General features: G+C 31.6%; 13 protein-coding genes. 2 read left to right on the plus strand and 11 right to left on the minus strand.

Annotated features, from left to right (window positions below; translation table 11 throughout):
* Positions 1-89: 89 nt before the first annotated feature.
* The 5 genes from G9F72_RS21725 to G9F72_RS21745 all read right to left on the minus strand — a co-directional run bounded on the left by G9F72_RS21725 (position 90) and on the right by G9F72_RS21745 (position 7980).
* Positions 90-2522: a glycogen/starch/alpha-glucan phosphorylase gene (locus G9F72_RS21725; protein ID WP_164958232.1), complete on the minus strand. Its 2433-nt coding sequence runs from the start codon at positions 2520-2522 to the stop codon at positions 90-92.
* A 45-nt stretch (positions 2523-2567) separates the two neighbouring features.
* Positions 2568-4001: a glycogen synthase GlgA gene (gene glgA, locus G9F72_RS21730; protein WP_164958231.1), complete on the minus strand. Its 1434-nt coding sequence runs from the start codon at positions 3999-4001 to the stop codon at positions 2568-2570.
* A gap of 84 nt (positions 4002-4085) precedes the next feature.
* Entirely contained in the window at positions 4086-5321 is a 1236-nt protein-coding gene (gene iscB, locus G9F72_RS21735; RefSeq protein ID WP_164958230.1) for an RNA-guided endonuclease IscB, read from the minus strand.
* Between the two features lie 380 nt (positions 5322-5701).
* Positions 5702-6814: a glucose-1-phosphate adenylyltransferase subunit GlgD gene (gene glgD, locus G9F72_RS21740; protein ID WP_164958229.1), complete on the minus strand. Its 1113-nt coding sequence runs from the start codon at positions 6812-6814 to the stop codon at positions 5702-5704.
* Between the two features lie 11 nt (positions 6815-6825).
* On the minus strand, positions 6826-7980 hold the full coding sequence (locus G9F72_RS21745) for a glucose-1-phosphate adenylyltransferase (RefSeq protein WP_164958228.1): 1155 nt from the start codon (positions 7978-7980) through the stop codon (positions 6826-6828).
* Between the two features lie 367 nt (positions 7981-8347).
* Here G9F72_RS21745 and mprF point away from each other — a divergent pair, with 367 nt between their 5' ends.
* The gene (gene mprF / locus G9F72_RS21750) at positions 8348-10987 is read left to right on the plus strand and encodes a bifunctional lysylphosphatidylglycerol flippase/synthetase MprF (RefSeq protein ID WP_164958227.1); all 2640 of its coding nucleotides are present in this window, start codon (positions 8348-8350) and stop codon (positions 10985-10987) included.
* Between the two features lie 115 nt (positions 10988-11102).
* On the opposite strand, the gene G9F72_RS21755 is transcribed toward mprF, so the two are convergent.
* The 3 genes from G9F72_RS21755 to speD all read right to left on the minus strand — a co-directional run bounded on the left by G9F72_RS21755 (position 11103) and on the right by speD (position 14563).
* Positions 11103-12569: a PLP-dependent aminotransferase family protein gene (locus G9F72_RS21755; protein ID WP_164958226.1), complete on the minus strand. Its 1467-nt coding sequence runs from the start codon at positions 12567-12569 to the stop codon at positions 11103-11105.
* Positions 12570-12651: 82 nt separating this feature from the next.
* Positions 12652-13548: a D-alanine--D-alanine ligase gene (locus G9F72_RS21760; RefSeq protein ID WP_164958225.1), complete on the minus strand. Its 897-nt coding sequence runs from the start codon at positions 13546-13548 to the stop codon at positions 12652-12654.
* 178 nt (positions 13549-13726) lie between these two features.
* Positions 13727-14563 carry an adenosylmethionine decarboxylase gene (gene speD / locus G9F72_RS21765; protein ID WP_164958224.1) on the minus strand — a complete coding sequence of 279 codons (837 nt, stop codon included), beginning with the start codon at positions 14561-14563 and terminating at the stop codon, positions 13727-13729.
* A gap of 277 nt (positions 14564-14840) precedes the next feature.
* Here speD and asd point away from each other — a divergent pair, with 277 nt between their 5' ends.
* A complete protein-coding gene (gene asd / locus G9F72_RS21770; protein WP_164958223.1) occupies positions 14841-15926 on the plus strand; it encodes an aspartate-semialdehyde dehydrogenase in 1086 nt (361 codons plus the stop codon).
* A gap of 161 nt (positions 15927-16087) precedes the next feature.
* Here the strand turns inward: asd and hemL are convergent, their stop codons facing one another.
* The 3 genes from hemL to cbiB all read right to left on the minus strand — a co-directional run bounded on the left by hemL (position 16088) and on the right by cbiB (position 19732).
* Positions 16088-17368, minus strand: coding sequence for a glutamate-1-semialdehyde 2,1-aminomutase (hemL, locus tag G9F72_RS21775; protein WP_164958222.1), 1281 nt, complete (start codon positions 17366-17368; stop codon positions 16088-16090).
* 215 nt (positions 17369-17583) lie between these two features.
* A complete protein-coding gene (gene hemA / locus G9F72_RS21780; protein ID WP_164958221.1) occupies positions 17584-18762 on the minus strand; it encodes a glutamyl-tRNA reductase in 1179 nt (392 codons plus the stop codon).
* A gap of 4 nt (positions 18763-18766) precedes the next feature.
* Positions 18767-19732 (minus strand): adenosylcobinamide-phosphate synthase CbiB, encoded by a 966-nt coding sequence (gene cbiB / locus G9F72_RS21785; protein ID WP_164958220.1) that lies wholly within the window; start codon positions 19730-19732, stop codon positions 18767-18769.
* Positions 19733-19792: the final 60 nt, after the last annotated feature.

The raw sequence follows: 19792 nt of genomic DNA on the forward strand, positions 1-19792 counted from the left end.
ATTATGCCACTTTTATATAACCTTTAACAAGTCGGCATGCTATCCTATAGGCTAACATACCGACTTGCTATTTATTAAAGTCTATATAATTATAATTTAATCCTAACCGTTGGTGTATCCCAAATTTCTTTGGCATATTGTTTTATAGTGTTATCGCTGGAAAATATACCAGACTTCGCAATATTTATAATAGCCATTTTTTGCCAAATAGACTTTTGTCTAAATAATTTATCAATTTCACTTTGAGCACTTACATAAGAATCAAAATCTTTAAGCACAAAAAACTCATCATTGTGAGGAATCAAGCTATCATAGATACTCATAAATTCCATTTTATTAGTCTGTAAAAATCCATTTATTAGCTGATTTACAATTGTATTTAATCTCATATCACTATTATAAATATCAGAAGCTCTATAGTTTTTATTCTTATAATATTCTATTACCTCTTCTGAAGTTAGTCCGAATAAAACAATATTTTCTTTTCCAACTGCATCAAAAATTTCTACGTTAGCCCCATCTAAAGTGGCTATTGTTATAGCTCCATTCATCATAAATTTCATATTACCAGTTCCAGAAGCTTCTTTCGACGCAGTAGATATTTGTTCACTAACATCAGCACAAGGAATAATTTTCTCCGCTAGTGATACTCCATAATTTTCAAGGAATACTATTTTTATTTTATCTCTAGCTATAGGATCATTGTTTATTTTTTTAGCTAGCGTATTAATAAGCTTAATATTTTGTTTTGCAAAATAATAACTTGGCGAAGCCTTGGCACCAAATATAAAAGTTCTCGGAACTATATCTAAACTTGGATTTTCGCGAAGTTGGTTATATAAATGCATTATATTGAATATATTTAAAAGTTGCCTTTTATAGGCATGCATTCTTTTTACGTGAACATCAAATATAGAATTTGGATCTATTTCGGTATCATAGTTCGCCATTATATAGTTTGAGAAACTTATCTTATTATTTGTTTTTATATCTTGTATTTTCTCTTGAAAAGCAGTATCTCCTGCATAATCCATTAATTTAACAAGTTTATTTGGAGACTTTATCCACTTGTCACCTATGGTGCCCGTTATAAGGTTTGCCAGTTCCTCATTAGAATTTAATAACCACCTTCTATGAGTTATGCCGTTAGTTTTATTATTAAATTTTTCCGGAAAGAATTCATAAAAGTCGGAAAGTTCCTGATGCTTTAATAATTCAGTGTGTAATTTTGCAACTCCATTAACAGAATGACTTCCTACAATAGCCAGATAGGCCATTCTAATATATCCATCATGAATAATGGACATACTATTAACTTTATTCCAATCTCCATTGTATCTATGATAAATTTCATTACAAAAACGCCTATTTATTTCTTCTATAATCATATAAATACGTGGAAGTAATTTTTTAAACATATCTACAGGCCATTTTTCTAATGCCTCTGCCATAATTGTATGGTTAGTGTATGCCATTGTACCAGTTGTAATAGTAAAGGCTTCATCCCAAGTAAGTCCCTGCTCATCCATTAGAAGTCTCATTAGTTCAGCCACAGCTACAGCTGGGTGGGTATCATTTATCTGTACTGCCACATGCTTATGAAATTCACTAAGTGAGATCTTCATCTTTTTATAGCTTTTCATAATACTTTGCATTCCAGCGCTTACAAAAAAATATTCTTGCTTGAGTCTTAGGAGCCGTCCTTGTTCATAGCTATCATCTGGATATAAAACTTGTGAAATAGCCTCCACTGAATATTTATCCTCACCTGCTTTTGCGTAATTTCCTTGACTAAAGGATGAAAAATCAAAATCTTCTTCCATAGTCTCAGCACTCCAAAGCCTTAGGGTATTTACAGTATTATTTTTGTATCCTTTTATTGGAGTATCATATGGTACCGCTCTTACAGATTGATAATTTTCATGGATAACTTTCATTTCTCCATTTTCTTCCTTTAAATATACATCTCCAGAAAATTTTACTTCTACAGCCTTATTTTCTTTTCTTATTTCCCATACGTTACCATTTTTTAGCCAATTATCAGGAACTTCTACTTGATAACCATCTTCTATCTTCTGCTTGAATAGTCCATATTTATACCTTATACCGCAGCCATGACCGGGCACCTGCGTAGATGCCATAGAATCTAAGAAGCACGCTGCGAGCCGTCCAAGACCACCATTCCCAAGTCCAGCATCGAGTTCTGTGTCTTCTATCTCTATCCAATCAATTCCTAGTTCACCAAATGCCTCCTCGCAAATATCCCTTATACCTAAATTAACTAAATTACTATTAAGTAACCTGCCAACTAAGAACTCCATAGAGAAATAATACACCTGTTTTGTTTTAGTCGCTCCATACTCTTTATTAGTTTCTATCCAAGCTTTAGAACAATAATCTTTTATTAATGCACCTAATGCAACATATTGATGTAGCCTTGACGCATCCACTGCATCTTCTGCAAACATAGTCTGTAACTTTTCTATATAATCTATTTTAAACTCTTCTTTATCTATCACCACAATATTCACCGCCTAGAAATTTTAAGATATACAACAAATAAAAACTTACTCTATTAAATTACTATATAAATCTATATAGTTTTTAGCTGAATTTTCCCAGCTATTGTTTGAAGTCATAGCATTGTTAACTAATTTATTCCAGGAATCTTTGTCTTTGTATAAATTTATAGCCCTATTTATAGCATCCATTAATTCATCACTACTGTAATTGGTAAAAGAAAAACCATTTCCATTACCAGTATATTTATTATATGGTGCAATGGTGTCTTTCAACCCTCCAGTTTCACGTACAATTGGAATACTTCCATATTTAAGAGCTATAAGCTGACCAATCCCACAAGGTTCAAATAAGGATGGCATTAAAAACATATCTGAAGCAGCATATATTTTTTGTGCTAGCACGGCATCAAAAATAATGTTTGTTGATATCCTACTTGGGTATATAGAAGCATAATATTGGAATATATCTTCATAGTAACCATCACCATTACCAAGCAAAACTATTTGAATAGGAAGGCTAAGCAATTCTTGGAGTTTCTCTACTATTAAATCTAAGCCCTTTTGTTTCACTAGTCTAGTGACAATTCCTATCATTGGTATACTTTCATTTACAGTAAAGCACAGTTCATATTGAAGCTTTAATTTGTTTTTCACCTTTTGCTTTAAAGAGTTTTCGTCAAAATTGTATACTATTTTTTTATCCACTATAGGACTGTAGAGTTCGTAATCTATACCATTTACTATGCCGTAGAGTTTTTCTGATTTTAAGCTTAACAATCCGTCTAGTCCTTCACCATAGAATGGAGTCTGTATTTCCTGTGCATAAGTTTCACTTACAGTAGTTACAACATCTGCGAAAACAATTCCACCCTTCATAAAGGATATTGCATCATAAAATTTCAATGCATCATCGCTAAAATATCCCTCATTTAAATTTAATAACTCACCAAGTATTTCTTTTGGAAATACTCCTTGATATTTTAAATTGTGAATAGTAAATACACTTTTTATTTCACTGTACATTTCGTCATTACTATAGTTATCTTTAAGCAGTGCTGGTAAAATTCCGGAGTGCCAATCATTGCAATGAATTATATCCGGCACAAAATCCCCCATGTATTTTATAGCTTCTAGTACTGCTTTTGAAAAGTAAGAATATCTCTCTCCATCATCATAACATCCGTATATCTCAGGTCTTTCAAAATAGTATTCATTATCTACAAAGTAATAAGGCACCTCATCATAAGTTAAATATTGTAAACCGCAATATTGATTTCTCCATCCAACTGGCACCGTAAAGCTAGCTACATTTTCCATACAATTTTTAAAGGACAAGGGAATGCCACTATACTTAGGTATAATAACCCTTACATCAATACCCATCTTTCTTAATGCTTTAGGTAGTGCAAATGCTACGTCACCAAGACCTCCAGTTTTTATAAAAGGATAAGCTTCCGATGCCACAAATAATACTTTCATACTAAACCTGGTTTCTTAAACCTAAACATATCTGAACATTTAAGTTTAAAAACCAGTATTCACCTCACTTTCTATTTTTTTAATTTATGAAAACCGTATACTATTTGGTCTTGAAATAAGGCTAAGACTTTTTAATCCGTATCTTTTAAGTACAATATCATCTTTAGTTGTCATGTTAAACTGTTTCTTAACTGGATACAATGCTGTGATATATCCAATATAACTTATGCCATTTCGCTTTGTATATTTAACATAATCTCTTAATTTAAATCCATCAATAATCGTATCTGTATCACCCTTTGATTTCTTACGTAAAGCTCTTATATACCAGTCTTTAATGTTGATATCAGTAGCTTTAATTTCAGTGTCACAAACCACTAAAGCATCATTAGAATGACTTTTTTCTATATTCCAGTCTATTCTATGATTTGCAGTATCAGCTCCTGTAGTCAAAGATATCGGTGCTATTTTTTCAAGTTCCACTTGCAGATATTTTTTACCTTGCATAACATGCATTGGATGTGTAAGACATAGATTCTTACCTTTAATCTTAGTTAAATATCCATCCATCATCAGCAACTCTTTGCCAAAAGTTTTCATGTGGCATTTTTCGCATAGAGTTACACCATTATAAATACTATCTGCTCCACCACTATTTTTGGGTTTAGCGTGGTGCATTTGAAGTTTGGTGTTAGAATTACAGTCTACGCATTTAAAGCCATCTCTCATAAATACAGCTAATCTGATGTTATTGTCAAGTCTATTTGACTTTTGATACTGCCATTTGTATAGAGCTTTACCTTCAACCATAGACCTTATGTCTATAAGAACATCTTCAAGATATATAGCATCTATCTTAGTCCATTTTAACAGTTTATTTACAACCCTTAATATAGACTGTTTTTTTTGTAGTATAGTTGGAACAAGTCTATTCTTGCGTTTAGATGCGCTTCTGTTATTAAATCTCATTTTACGATACCTTTTATGGTATCTATGATACATTCTATAGCCCTTCCGTACAGTCATTTTTTTAGAAACATCCTGCCTTAATTCTATAGTTCCTTTAAAAATTGTTCTAACTTTTGTTTTACATTTTTGAATTATTCCGAGCCCAACATTTTTACTTCCATCATCAATTCCAAGATAATTTTTAACATCATCATTCTTGTCATCCTTAACTGTTTTTTGTAACTGTATTACCATTGGAAATTTATTAAGCATTTTAGCTTTATTTTTACGAATAAGATAATATGCTTTATTTTTGTTGCAGGGACTTAATCTGTTGCCAGATAAGTCCACTACAAAAGAATATTCGACCATCTCTAGTCATCCTCCTAGTGGGTATTTTTCTTCTTGCCAATGTCAAATGGTGGTGTATTGAGTTTTGATGTGTCTAACCATAACAATGCCTTAGGTTAGTTTCTTTCTAACTATCGTAGTGCTTCAGACTGAAGTACATCTAAAGGTACGTCTTTAACCGATCATCTAACGTAGTTCATCGTGCTATTTCCTTTTCAAAAAACTACACTCACTTAGGCTTGAAAGCAACATTCACTTCTTACAATTTGTATATTTTTGTTAAATATTGTTAGTATTTTGTAAGCAGTTTGGTAGCTCCTTTAGACACATTAAATTAAATAAATAGTCAGCGCTGAAGTCCTTTCTAGCCTGGCTATTTATTTAAAAGTGCCTTATCTTTATTATTCCAATCTGGATTTTTTCTCTATAACAACTGGGAACTCTTCATCCCCTTTTAATACTGTGTTCTCATTTACAATAGTGTTTTTGTCAATTATAACATTAGTTAATTTACATCCTTGTTTGATTATACAATTTTCAAATATTATACAGTTTTTAAGTTCTGCACCGGCCTGAACTGTGACCCTTCTTGAAATTATACTATTCTCTATACTTCCTTTTAAAATACATCCATTGGATATCAGTGCATTCTTAACTTTTGACCCATTAAAGTATTTAGTGGGCGCTCCATCTTTACTCTTTGTATATATTAATCCATTGTTAAAAAATAATTCCTTGGTTACTTTTCCATTTAGCATATCCATACTAGTTTTGTAATAATTTTTTATAGAATTAACACATTGAAGGTATCCTTTAAACTCAAATGCATTTACATTCATTTCCGAAACGCTATTATAAATAGTTGCTTTTATTGAATTATGAGAACCTGTTTGAACGGCGTTGTTTATAATAGTTATAAGGGTACTTTTTTTCATTATAAACATTTCCATGGATATATTGAGTTTGTCCTCTGCTCCAATGTTTTTCCCAATGCTCAAAACTTTATTTTCCTCATTAATATACAGTGTACTGCTATTTATGTAATGCTTTTTCCCATTCACTGTTTTTTTGTATAATAAGGTTATATCACTACCTGATTCTTCGTGATACTTAGCAGCCTCATTGTAATCCATATTACATAACATATATGAAGAAGATATTATTACATAGTCTTGCTTTGTTCTATGAATATATTCCATATTATCACTTAATGCATCTATATCTCTTAATTGTGATCCGTCTGTTGAGAAATTAAACAAAAATAACCCGTTTATTTTCCTATCTAAATCCCAAGATTTACCTGAACCTAAATGATCCACCAGTGATCTAGTTTTTGTGTTAGCGAATATACCTATATTATGAATACCCGAATTAACCATATTTGAAAGTACAAAATCAATAATTCTGTATCTTCCGCCTATAGGTATAGATGCTATAGGCCTTGATTTTGTAAGACTTTTAATATTATCTTCATTCTCATTTAACATTAATATTCCTATATAGTTTTTAAGCATACTAGCACCCCCTATAATTTAGTTGAAATTTTCGAATCAACCTTAATGTCTTTTCCTTGTTCTATAACAATAATATCTTCTCCATTGCCAATATGTGAATTACGTCTTATGCAGACATCGCTTCCGATAATAGCTTTATCAATAACCACATTATTTCCTATTTTTGTATTTGGCAGAATAACTGAATTAGTTATCTTTGAATTTTTACCTACATGTACTCCTTGGAAAAGCACACAATTGTTTACCTCCCCAAAAACAGTGCAGCCCTCATTTACCATAGCATTACTAATACTCGCCTCAGGTCCAATATACTGTGGTGGCAGCATAGGGTTAATGGTATATATTTTCCATTTAGTATCGTGTATATTCAAATCATTATCTTCAGAAAGCAAATCCATATTAGCTTCCCAAAAGCTTTCAATAGTACCAACATCTCTCCAATATCCTTTGAAAGGATAAGCATATAGCTTTTGATTGTTTTTTATCATTTTGGGTATTATATTTTTTCCAAAGTCATTATCAGAATTTTTATCAAGGTTGTCCTCTTTTAAAAGTTGTTTTAGAACAGCCCAATTAAAAATATAAACTCCCATAGATGCTAAATTACTTTTTGGATTTTCTGGTTTTTCTTCAAATTCATAGATAGTGTCATCTTCCCGTGTGTTCATCATTCCAAATCTACTAGCTTCCTCCCTAGAAACTTCTAGTACAGCAATAGTAACATCTGCAGCTTTTTCTTTGTGATAATCTAACATTTTGGAATAATCCATTTTATAAATATGGTCTCCTGATAAAATAAGCACATACTCTGGATCATAGCTATCAATGTAATTTGTATTTTGAAATATAGCATCCGCGGTACCATTGTACCAATTGCCTCCGTCTTCACTTTGGTAAGGGGCAAGCATGCTTACACCACCATTTCTTCTGTCTAAATCCCAAGGTGCACCTATGCCTATGTGAGAGTTTAGTGCCAATGGTTGGTATTGAGTAAGAACTCCTACGGTGTCTATATTAGAATTAGAACAATTACTCAGTGAAAAATCAATAATTCTATACTTTCCTCCAAAGGGAACTGCTGGCTTTGCTATTATCTTAGTTAATTGTTTTAGCCTGGAACCTTGACCTCCTGCGAGTATCATAGCTATCATTTCTTTTTTTAACATGCTAGTTCTCTCCTTTCTAAACCGTAGTGTATGCTTAAATATATATTCGTTCACAACAAATAAAATTTGAAACCTATATCTAAAAAAATAAGCGTTCTACATACGTTAAATTTTTAGTAATGAAAATTTATTTTTTTTTCGTATCATTTGTTAGAATATTTCTAATAATAATAATAATATATTTAAAATTATAACATATAAACGTTAAATAACGGTTAAAAAATTCGAAGTTTTTATTTATTCTGATTGTTTTGAATTAAATAAAAACTGAACATACTAATAGAGATTAAATTTCAAAAATTAGAGCTTATAGATTTTAATTTATAGGCTTTTTAGCAAACTTTTATTAGTGTAAGGAGAATAAACTATGAAAACTCTAAATATATCATCTAGATTTAAATTTATAATACTACGTATGCGCACATTCCTTATATTAAAGTACAAAACTATTCTTAAAATAGCATTTTCTATACTTATAGTCCTTTTAATTTATTTCGAAGGTAAAAGTGAATTATCAAACCTTAATTTAGCAGATTCCCTTTCCCTATTAAGAAGTTTCCAGCCTATAAAGCTTTTACTATTTTTCATTGCAGGCTCTCTGGCTGTAAGCTGTATGACCCTTTATGATTATTTTATAATCAAAAATTTAAAGTACAAAATATCAATTTTAAAAACTTGGAGGATTTCTTGGATCTCCAATACCTTTAACAATTTTCTAGGCTTTGGTGGATTAACTGGTGCAGGCATTCGTACCATGCTTTATAAAGAAGAGAATGTGTCCAGCAAAGAATGTTTATTTATAAATGTTTTACTTGTTCCAGCAACTACAACTGGTCTATCAATACTTGCCTTACTTGGTATATTTAATATATTACCTATAAAACCAATTTTATCGGAGCATAAATGGTTTTCCATAGCTGTAATTGCTTTTGCCGTATACTTATTCATATACCTATTATTATTTAAAATTAAATGGATAAGAGACAAGGTATTGCCTGTTGGCATATCTGTTGAATCTTCAGCACCACTAAGAATAAAATTAATTTTTGCTTCAATTTTAGAATGGGGTGGAGCTGGCTTTTTCCTTTGGTATATAAGTTCAAACTTTATAAGCAATATTAGCCCTCTACAAGTGTTTCCGATACTTACAGTAGCAGCTTCTGTAGGAATATTAAGTATGGTACCTGGAGGCCTGGGCTCCTTTGACTTAGTTACTATACTGGGTTTCCAATTAGTTGGTGCAACGCCAAGTGTTGCTCTTGCAATATTATTTATTTATCGTGTTTTCTATTATATAATACCTTGGATTTTGGGAGCTATAATGGCTGTCATTGGAATGATTACTAAAAATAAACAAGCTGATGTGGCAGTGCCTTCCCTATTAAATAAATTTCTTGATTTTCCCAGTGAAAATGTCTTTCTAAGTGATTTAGGAGTATGGGCGCTGTCTTTAATGGTATTTGTCAGTGGTATTGTTTTATTATTTTCAGCAGCCTCACCAAGCATTACTGGTAGAGTTAAGCTACTAACAGATATTAGTGCCTTCCCTTTGATGCATTTTTCGCACAGAATTTCCATTGCCATAGGCCTCATGCTCTTAGTGCTTTCCTGGAAAATCAAAGAAAGATTAAAAAGAGCTTTTAATTGGACCTTAGTTTTATTAATAATAGGCGCACTTGCCACCTTTATGAAAGGTTTAGACTTTGAGGAAGCTATATTCTTATTAATTATTGCCCTATTATTATGGTTATCAAAATCCCGTTATTATAGAGAAAGTGCACCTATTAAAAAAACAACTGTAGCACTGTATTTGCTTATAACCTCAGTTAGTATTTTTCTCTATGTGCTTCTTGGCAACAGTATTCATGCTGATTTTATCAAATCTGACAAAGCTTTTTATATACTAACAGTACGTCCACGTACCTTTACTAAAAATGCAATCTTTGCCTTTATCCTCTGCTGGATATTTTTGTTCTTCCTGCTAAGTACAAGTTTTAATACAAAATTTAATAATAAACCAAAACAAGAGGACATTGAAAAACTAAAACAATTCCTTAAAAAATATAAGGGCAACTATCTTACACATCTTATATTTTTAAAAGATAAAAATCTTTATTGGGCTCAAAATGACAAAGTACTTCTTGCTTATGGGGATATTGGTAATAAATTAGTGGTGCTTGGTGATCCCATAGGTGATCCTTCACTATTTAAAAATGCCATTGAGGATTTTCAAATCTTTGCAGACAAATTTGGTCATACCCCTGTGTTTTATCAGGTTAGTGAAAAGTATTTTAAGCACTATCATGAAAATGGATATTATTTCTTTAAGCTAGGTGAAGAAGCTGTAATTAACCTGGAGTCATTTAGTCTTGCGGGAGGTGGGCATAACCAATCTTTACGTTCTGCAAAAAATCGTCTAGAAAAAGAAAATTTTAAATTTGAAATGTTAAATCCACCATTTTCTAGTGACATGATTTCTGAAATGAAACATATATCTGATATTTGGCTAGGAAAAAGAAAAGAGAAGGGTTTTTCACTAGGTTTTTTTAATGAAGATTATATACAATCCTCCCCTGTAGGGGTCTTTAAAAATGATTATGGCATCATTGTAGCTTTTGCCACTATAATGCCCGCTTATGATGATGTTTCTATGTCTATTGATTTAATGAGATTTGACCATAACGCTTGTCCAAATGGCACTATGGAAGCTCTTTTTATAAACCTAATTAACTGGTCAAAAGATCAAAATTTCAAGTATTTTAATATTGGTATGGCTCCTCTTTCCAACGTAGGCCTTGCACCATTTGCACATGACCAAGAAAAATTAGCAAAGTTCGTTTATAGATTTGGTAACTATTGGTATAAATTTTCAGGACTCCGTAACTATAAAGAGAAATTTCATCCTGACTGGGAGCCTAGATATTTGGCTTATCCGAAATTTATTTCACTACCGACATTATTAATAGAACTTACTGTTCTTATTTCCAAAAATGCAGAAGAGCTTTAGCCGTAGAATAATTAATTTATTTCTTATATCAATAAATTACTTGAGAATAGGGGTGTTAATCCCTCCTTGTGCAGGAATTATTGGAGCTAAAAAAAGCTAATAAGAATAATTCTTATTAGCTTTTTCCTGTTTTTTCTTTTATTCTAGTACATTTCTCTGCTTCTTCTCCAATTATCCTTATACCTTTTTCTATATCTTCCGCGGATAACCTGGAAAACCCCAATCTTATAGTATCATCTCCACTATCATCAATATAAAATATATCTCCTGGAGCAAATATAACCTCTCGCGTGTAACATCTTTCTAATAACTCTCTTGCATTAATTCCATCTAATTTTACAAATATATAAAGTCCACCATCACCTAATATATATTTATGTGGTATATGCACTTTAGACAATCTTGTGATTAACTCATACTTTTCTTTATATATGTTTCTTGCTTTTTTTACATATCTTTCAAAGCTCCCACTCTTCATATATTCATATAAAATTGCTTGATCTAGTGATGAGGTGTGAATGTTTCTACTTCTCTTTACACATTCGAGTATATCTATGAGTTTTTCATCAGCAAAGATCCACCCTATTCTTATTCCTGGAAACAGGATTTTTGATAAACTTCCTATATAAATCACTGAGTTTTCCTCACCACTAATGGATACTATAGGAGCAATATGTGTGCCTAAATGTTGAAGTTCCTCGTTAAATCCATCTTCAATTATTGGTATGCCCTTCCCTTTTAATAATTTATAGATATCTTCTCTTTTTTTATAAGGCATCACCATTCCAGTAGGATTATGATAAGATGGAACTAGATAAGCAGCCTTTATGTCACAACTCTTAAGTGCTTCTTTTAATTTATTTGTGCTTATGCCTTCCTTATCAACCTCAATGCCAATTATATCTAACTCATGAAGCTTCATTAACTTTATGGCTGTATTGTGGGTAGGGTTCTCACATATTATTTTGTCTCCACTTTCAGTAATTGAAGATAAAACTATATCAAAGCCTTCTGTAAACCCATTAGTTATTAATATGCTTTTATTAGTTGTGTTAACCCCCTTTTGCCTCATATACTCCAGCAGAAAATTAATTAATGGTTTATATCCCATTGCATAACCGTAATTAAGTATTTTCCCACCTTCAATTGAAATTGTGTTTAGGAAAGCTCTTTTAAATTCTTCAACATCAAATAAACTTTCATCCGGTGCTATAGTTTTAAAAGAAATCATACCCTTTTTATATAATTTTTCATGATTCATAATATCTAATTTTTCAGCATAACTGGCATAACTACTAATATTATTTTCCCATTTCATATTCCATTCATTATTTTTATTTATAGCTATCTTAGAGACAAAGGTGCCCATGCCGTCTACAGTGTAGGTCAAATTATAATCGCAAAGAAGTTCATAGGCTCTCATTATAGTAGTTCGACTTCGCTTCATAAGCGACGCCATTTCTCTTGTTGAAGGTAGCTTGCTTCCAGGGGGAAGCATGCCATCTTCAATCATTTCTTTCATATAATTGTAAATCTGAATGTAAATAGTCTCATGTTTGTTAAACTTTATATCAAAAAACATTGGTGCACCTTCCATCTACAAAAATAAAACTTAGTTACTTAAAAGTATAGGAGAATAATAAGACTATTATTATTAAATAATATTATTCAATCAGAGAATACTGAATTATTTTATCTAAAAGCTGACTAAAATTTAGTCCATAGGCATTAGCACTTTTAGGAAAAAGGCTATTTTCAGTCATCCCTGGGAGAGTATTTATCTCCAGCACGTATACTTCTTCATCCTTTATTATCATATCAATTCTAGCATACACCTTTAGCTTAAATGTATTCCAGCATTTCAAAGATATTTGTTCAACTTTCTCTCTTATGGCTATAGGCAGTTCAATAATTTTTTCTTCTGCACCACCATTATCATATTTTGAGCTATAATTAAAGAATTCTGACTTAGGATTTATAGAGATTACGGGAAGCACCTCCCCGTTTAATATTGGGCAGGTTATTTCTTCACCTTTTATATATTCTTCAATTACAATTTCATTATCATACTTTAAAGCTTCACAAACCCCGTCTTTAACTTCCTCTCTAGAATATGCTATTATAGTTCCAATGCTTGAGCCTCCACTATTAGGTTTTACAATTATCGGGTATCCTATATTATCTATTATACTATAATCTATTTTATTTTCATCTTTTACTATTATCCACTTTGGAGTTTTTATTCCTTCAGATGCAAACAATTTTTTACTTAAATTTTTATCCATGCATAAGGCACTAGCTAAAACGCCACAACCTGAATAAGGTACTCCTAAACTTTCTAGTATGGCTTGAATTCTTCCATCCTCACCAAATTTTCCATGAAGTGCAATAAATACAAACTGTATTGATTTAACACTATCTATAAAGTCATATTTATTATTTATTAGAATAGGGACAATCTCATATTTATCTTTATTTAAGTTTTCAATAATCTGCTTTCCCGTGTTTACCGATACTTCCTTTTCTGCTGATATTCCACCCATTATAACTCCTACTTGCATACACTCACCCCTAAATTTATTTTCTTAATATTATTGTATGGGATGTATGCTATTAAAGTAAGAACCACTACATCGTTAATTTCATGATGTAGTGGTATCTATATTCAATAATATTCATAATTTTTGATTCTATTTACTTTAATTTGCCTTTGTGCTATTTTAGTGGATTTTAAAGAAATCAACCATTAGAAATGTCCATTCCATAAAATATTTCCACCATTTCCTTTTTTAATTTCTCTATAATATCAAGCTTTTCATCCTGGTTTAGATCTTCTTCTCTAATCTCAAATAAATAATTATCAAGCTCAAAATCATTTAATATCATTTTTGTATGAAATATATTGGATTGATATATATTCATATCAATTAAGTTGTATCTATTTATGGTTTCACTTGCTATATAATTTTGTATAGAATTAATTTCATGATCTATAAAATGCTTTTTACCATCCATGTCTCTTGTAAAGCCACGAACCCTATAATCAATAGTAATAATATCTGAATCAAAGCTACTTATTAAGTAATTTAGAGCTTTTAATGGAGATATAGTTCCACAGGTGGCCACATCTATGTCAACTCTAAAGGTACTTATATTATTTTGAGGATGGCTTTCAGGATAAGTATGCACTGTTACATGACTTTTATCTAAATGCGCCACAATATTCTCACGAATTGGCGTTAGAATTCCTCTATTGCAAGAGGGATCTACCAAATATAGTGGGATTTCTTCCTCTGAAATAAGTAATGTTACGCTTGCTCCTTGAGGGTCATAGTCCTGCTTCGCAATGTTCAGTACACTAGCGCCTATTATTTCAGTAACATCAGTAAGAATTTTTGTTAACCTCTCAGCATTATATTGTTCATCAATATATTCTATATATTTCTTACGATCTTCTTCTGTCCTTGTATAGCAAATATCATAAATATTAAAACTTAATGATTTTGTTAAGTTGTTAAACCCATACAGCTTTATCTTATTTTTATCACTTTTATCGTTTTTATCATTTTTGGCCAACTTTATTCCCCATTTCTCTTAGACATCTTCTAAAAAAATTATATATCTTATAGCTTCATTGTCAAGACATAAATTTATGCACATAACCATTTTATATAATTTTTTACTTGAAGTATATACTTTTTAACATTATAATCATTAATAATAGTAACCTATATATAATTTTATGTTTATTATTATTACTATTAACTTTATAAGGCGAATTTGAATATATATAAATATAGCATTTATATTTTATCACAAATCTATATCATTAGAAAATGGAGGTATCAATACAATGGATAAAAAATTAAAAGTTGGTTTATTAGGTGGAACTGGATTTGTTGGTCAACGTCTTGTTACACTGCTAGCAGATCACCCTTATTTTGAAATAGCTGTTATTGCTGCTAGTGAGAACTCTGTGGGTAAAACTTATTTTGAGGCTGTAAATAATAGATGGAAATTAGACATGCCAATGCCAGAAAGTGTAAAAAAAATAGTAATAAAAAATATAAATGAAGTAGATTTAATAAGCAGTGAAGTAGATTTTGTTTTCTGCGCAGTTAATATGCCTGCAAATGAAATTAGAGAAATTGAAGAAAAATATGCAAAAGCTGAAACTCCTGTAATTTCAAATAACTCTGCACATCGCCATACATCTGATGTTCCAATGGTTATTCCAGAAATAAATGCTGACCATTTTGAATTAATTAAAGTTCAACGTAAGCGTTTAGGCACTAAAAAAGGCTTTATTGTTGCTAAGCCCAACTGCTCAATTCAAAGTTATGTGCCTGCTATAAGTGCACTTATGCAATATAAGCCTAAAAAAATATTGGTTTCTACCTATCAAGCAATATCGGGCTCTGGAAAAATATTTTCAGACTGGCCAGAAATTAGTGATAATGTAATACCCTATATAGGTGGAGAAGAAGAAAAGAGTGAGCAGGAGCCTCTAAAAATTTGGGGTCATATAGAGAATGATAGCGTGGTCAATGCTACTGAACCTATAATTTCAACTCAATGCATTCGTGTTCCTGTTTCAGATGGCCACTTAGCTGCAGTGTTTGTTTCTTTTGAGGATAAACCATCCAAAGAAACCATTTTAGAACATTGGGCGAATTTCAAGGGCAAACCTCAACTTTTAAAACTTCCAAATGCCCCAGAACAATTTTTAACCTACTTTGAGGAAAATGATAGACCACAAACTGGGCTAGATAGAAATATTGAAAAAGGTATGGGCATAGCAATTGGAAGACTACGAGAAGACAGTTTATTTGACTATAAATTTGTTTGCTTATCTCACAATACCTTACGTGGTGCAGCCGGTGGTGCAGTGCTTACAGCTGAACTTTTAATGGCTGAAGGATATTTGACTTCAAAATAGTATAGGCTAGACTATGCATAACAAAACCTTCTTATTTCAAGATAATTTTTAACTTGAAATAAGAAGGTTTTTATTTTTTAAGTGGGGACAGTTAACAATTAATTGAATTAAATCAGGGACAGTTAACAATTAATTGATATCAAGTGGGGGACGGTTAACAATTAATTATATTTGAAGCTTTTAAATGCTTCTAAGAATCTCTCAATATCCTCCTGCGTATGCTTAACGCATAAGAATGTTGCCTCAAATTGAGAAGGTGCAATATTTATTCCATTTTTCAACATATGTTCAAAGTACCTTGCAAATAGCAGTGTATCACAGGTTTTAGCATCGTCAAAAGTTTTAACTTCTTTCATTTCTGTAAAGAAAGGTGTAAGCATTGAACCACATCTATTAACTACCATAGGTATACCTTTTTCTTTTGCAATTTCTAGTAGTCCATTTTTAAGCTTTTTAGAAAGCTTCTCCATATGTTCATAAAGACTTGGGTTATCATAAAGCTTAGTTAATGTTGCGTATCCAGCTGCCATTACCACGGGATTTCCTGACATAGTACCAGCTTGATAAACTGGTCCCATAGGTGATAATTGCTCCATTATCTCTCTTTTTCCACCATAAGCACCACAAGGAAGTCCACCCCCCATGATTTTTGCATAAGTTATTAAATCAGGAGTTATTCCATAAATGCTTTGTGCTCCTTTATACGCTACCCTAAATCCACTCATTACTTCATCAAAAATAAGTAGGCTCTTGTATTTATCACATAAATTCCTAAGCTCTAATAAAAATTCTTTTTCAGCTGGGATAACTCCCATATTTCCTGCCACTGGCTCAATTATTATGCAGGCAATATCATCACTATATTTCTCAAATATTTTTTTTACGCTGTCTATATCATTGTAATTAGCTATTAATGTGTTGATAATGCTTTCTTTTGGAACACCTGCAGATCCTGGTATACCCGTGGTCATCATTACTCCTGAGCCCGCTTGAACTAGAAATCCTTCAGCATGTCCATGGTAACAACCTGCAAATTTTATTATTTTATCTTTTCCGGTGTACCCTCTTGCAAGTTTAACTGCACTCATTGTGGCCTCTGTACCTGAGTTAACCATTCTTACCATATCTACACTATCTACAGTGGTGCAAATATGCTTGGCGAGTTTTAGTTCTAATTCTGTAGGTGCACCAAAGGCTATAGCATCTGCACAGGTATTTTGTATAGCTTTTACTACATCCTCATCGCAATGTCCAAGTATCATGGGACCCCAGGCACATACGAAATCTATGTATTTATTTCCATCTTCATCATAAATGTATGCACCCATACCTTTTTTAATGATTGGAGGTGTTACAGCTAAATCTTTAAAAGCTCTAACTGGACTATTAACTCCACCAGGCATGTATTGTTTTGATTCATTAAATATGTTTAAATTTTTCATATTAGTTACCTCTTTTCTTAATTTTAAATCTTGATGTTTTTATATTGCAGTAGAAAAATGAACTACAAGTGTGTCTACTATAGTTATACACACCAAGTTAATTGAATTACGATGTTATCCACAAGTTATTATTAAATAATCCACTTAGTGTTATTAAAAACCAACTAAAATATTAATCTTATTCGCCAGTAGGGTAATCATTGTATGATTTAAAGCTAAAAAATCCTGCTTATTATCTCCACACATTCTTTAGACCTCCCCTTCAAATGTTCCTCCTTTAAGACCTCTATAGCTCTGTTTATGTAGGCATTTGAAGTACTCTTCAAAAGCATCTCTGCTAATTTTTCATTATCTTTAGTCTCTTTCTTGTGCTTAAAAGTATCTAACCTTTCTTTGCAGACATCTTCACCATTGTGCTTTATCCTTATTATTAAGGATGATATCTCTTTTATTGTTTTCCATTCTATATATTCTTTTATAGCTTCATCCACAATATATCTGTTATTCTTCATTGAGCATTCTCTTCTTTTGTAGTTATCATCATGGATATCTCCGAGCTTATCTATGTCATATACTTCATATAGTGGATTTTCACTTACTATTTCTTCAATATCCCTTGGTACGGCTAAATCGAATAATAATAAGTACTTGTTAGGCAACTCCTTTAAGTGAACCACATTGTGAGGAGCCGAAGTACAAGATATAACACAATCCACCTCTTTATAATACTTATGTATATCCTTAAAAGGTATTATTTTCACTCTTGGGTCTTCTATATTAACCTTTTGAATATCTCTAACTGCAATATATAGTAAATCTATTTCACCTTCTAGTATATATTTTGAGGTTAATTCCCCTACAGCTCCATAGCCTAAAATCATGAAATTTTTGTGTCCCCTTCCCATGGCTTGTTTAACTACCATAGAAGATGAGGAAACTGGTATATCACCTATTTTTGATTTAGTTCTAAATTTCTTGCCACAAGCAATAGCTTTTTCAAAAAGTCTTTGAAGTTCCTTTTGAGTTGTTTTCGAAGCTTTCACAGCTTCATAAGCATCTCTAACTTGTCCTAAAATTTGATCCTCTCCAAGTAATAATGAATCAAATCCACAAACCACCTCCATTAAGTGTTGTATAGCTTTTTCTTCCTTATAATTGAATACGCACTTTATTAAAGTCTTATCCCAATTTAACGCTTCAAAAATTTTACTTATAATATTTTCATCCTTAGATTTAAAATATATCTCTGTCCTGTTACAAGTGCTTAAAATAACTGCCTCTTCACAAATATTTAAAAGAGCCTTTAAGCACTTTTCTTGATGCTTTGGTATAATTGAAAGTTTTTCTCTGATTCCTATTTTCACATCGTGCTTTAGTCCTATTAGTTGTATCATTTAATCATCTCCAAAAATACATCACTATTACGTACAGTATTAACAAATAAAACATTGCACCATACATTAGTTTTATTGTATCTATTATATGTTCTTTCCCTAGCTCTTTTATTTTATTTCCTATGGTTGGTTTATACATTTTTTCTCCGAAATATACGTTTGTACCACCTAATTGAACTCTCATAGCACCTGCAGCTGCACCTTCTGAATAAGCACAATTAGGGCTTTTATGATTTTTTCTATCTCTTATCATTACTTTTATACTCTCTGTAATATTTCCTCCAACCAGTGGAGCTACTAAACAAATTAAAAATCCTGTTATTCTCGCAGGCATAAAGTTAAATACATCATCTGTTTTTGCTGGAAAGAATCCAATATATTTATATTTTTCATTGATATATCCAAGCATTGAATCCATAGTATTTATGCCCTTATACATCATAGCTAAAGGCGCTCCCCCTATTATTGCATACAGAATAGGGGCAATAACACCATCTGCTGTATTTTCTGCAATTGTCTCCACATCCGCTCTTATTATTTCATATTCACTAAGAGCTTTTGTATCTCGGCCTACAATGTAAGATAATTTAATCCTTGCATCATAAATATCATTTTTAGCTAAGGAGTCATACACCTTTTTGCCTTCTTTATGAAGGCCTTTGGTAGCTATGGTTGTCCAAATCAAGATTATATTGAAAATGTGGTATAACCAAAAAACTTCACTAGAAATTCTCAATATTATAAAAGGGACTAGAAAACTAGAAAATGCTACTACAACTACAATAATCCCTCCAAAAGCTTTAATTTGCTTATTGGTTTTACATAACTTTCTTCCTAATTTATCTAATGTAGAAATAAGTTTTCCTATATAAATCACCGGATGAGGAAACCAATATGGGTCTCCAATTAATAAGTCTAGGACAACTGCTAATATTAAATCTAATACATTCATCGCCAATAGAGTTTCCATTTTAATTCCTCACTATCTTTAAAAAGCTTTTAACGCCCCTAACTTTCTAGGTTTTCTTTA

This window comes from Clostridium estertheticum, from assembly GCF_011065935.2.
Taxonomy (GTDB): domain Bacteria; phylum Bacillota; class Clostridia; order Clostridiales; family Clostridiaceae; genus Clostridium_AD; species Clostridium_AD estertheticum_A.